At 31.7% G+C, this 539-nt stretch carries 1 pseudogene; it reads left to right on the plus strand.

The features are described from left to right. Nucleotides 1-356: pseudogene (locus tag RSC39_RS12050) on the plus strand (DDE-type integrase/transposase/recombinase); the annotation flags it as partial. Nucleotides 357-539 lie beyond the last annotated feature (183 nt).

Consider the following 539-nt stretch of genomic DNA (forward strand, 5'->3'; position numbering starts at 1 on the left):
GTACAAAAGTTAATGAAGCAACTTCAACTATATTCTGTGGTCATAAAAAAATTTAAACCAGGATATTCATATATGATTCTGTTAACCGAAAGAATATCATACATACTTACCCGACAGAAAAAATAAGGTTTGGTCAACCGATATTCCTTACAAGACCACTCTTCGGAGGGTGGTGTTATCTCTCAACTATTATAAACCGTTATGCCAAAAAAATCATTGCTTGGAATTTGGGTAAGCGAATGACTGAGGAACTACTGCAAAAAATTTGAAGCAGCCTATCAGAGTATTTTTTGGTACATTGAAACGTTTTATCAAGACGAATTCATCAAAGTTTAGGATATCTTACCCCCAATTAATTTGAAAAAGTGATAGCTTAAAAAATATATTAAAATTATACACTCTTGACTCTAAGGACTTGGCTTACATCACACAGTAGATATACTTGTATCTAATTACTATATTATACCCGAATTGCTAGTTAATTTCATTGGAAAATAAATAAGTCGTGCTATCCTAATCTTAAACCACTAAGCATTAGA

The organism is Lactococcus sp. (assembly GCF_036648155.1).
GTDB lineage: Bacteria > Bacillota > Bacilli > Lactobacillales > Streptococcaceae > Lactococcus > Lactococcus cremoris.